The organism is Parabacteroides sp. AF39-10AC, from assembly GCF_003635405.1.
Lineage (GTDB): Bacteria > Bacteroidota > Bacteroidia > Bacteroidales > Tannerellaceae > Parabacteroides > Parabacteroides distasonis.
Genome location: NZ_QTLP01000083.1, coordinates 1 through 942, shown reverse-complemented (window position 1 = coordinate 942; position 942 = coordinate 1). Strand labels below are relative to the sequence as shown.

The following is a 942-nucleotide window of genomic DNA, read 5'->3' as shown; positions in this document are numbered from 1 at the left end:
GAACGTAAAAGCACGCCTTCCAGCTCCTTGTCCAGCTCAGCGTCCGTCTTTATCTTAGTCACCACTTGCCGTAAGGCGTCTATCACCGTATTGCCGGTAACCAAGATTGAGTCCGGATTCACGTCCTCTCGCATCAAGTTTTGCTTGCTCAACCGCGTGGGTGCGAAATTATACGTGGCGATACGCCCCGTAATCTGCCGGTTCATCTCCTCCGGCCACGGGCTATAGATATTGTGGGTACGAAGGCCGGCCTCTATATGACCTACAGGTATCTGTTGGTAGAAAGCGGCCAAGGCGGCCGCCGTGCTCGTGGTGGTATCCCCATGCACCAGCACGACATCGGGTGTCGCCTCACGCAACACGTCACGCATACCGGTAAGGACACGGGCGGTCACGTCATATAAGTCCTGACCCTGCCTCATGATATTCAAATCATAATCCGGCGTGATCTCGAACAATTTTAACACTTGATCCAACATTTCCCGATGCTGTCCGGTAACGCACACGATGGTCTCGAACGACTCCGGATGTTTCTGGAACTCCTTCACCAGCGGAGCCATCTTGATCGCCTCGGGACGGGTCCCGAATACTAACATTATTTTTCTCATTACTGCGTATTCTTCTATTTAGCGAACGATTATTTCTTGAATGTCCCGCAAAAGTCCAGCACCTCCACGTCATCCCGATAATTCAACCCCGCAAACTCCCTATGATTCACCAAGAAAACCACTATATCCGCCTTCTCGTATGCCTCCTTATAAGGGGTCAACTTAAACAGCTTATGCTCCGAAACGTTCGGCTCCACCACCATGATATCAGCGTTGTTGCACGATTGCAACACCTTCGTCGTTATTCCCTTGGCCGGAGACTCGCGCAAGTCATCGATATCAGGCTTGAAAGCCAAGCCCATCATTGCCACCGCCGGCTTACGCCCATGCTTCA

Annotated in this window: 2 protein-coding genes; both read right to left on the bottom strand. The window is 51.8% G+C overall.

Going from position 1 to position 942, the window contains the following annotated elements; all coding sequences use genetic code 11:
• Window positions 1-608, bottom strand: a 608-nt coding sequence (gene wecB / locus DW033_RS24300; RefSeq protein WP_122383253.1) for a non-hydrolyzing UDP-N-acetylglucosamine 2-epimerase, incomplete at its 3' end; no start/stop codon positions are given.
• A gap of 29 nt (window positions 609-637) precedes the next feature.
• Window positions 638-942 (bottom strand): UDP binding domain-containing protein (locus tag DW033_RS24295; protein WP_305036342.1); only part of this gene is annotated, 305 nt, incomplete at its 5' end.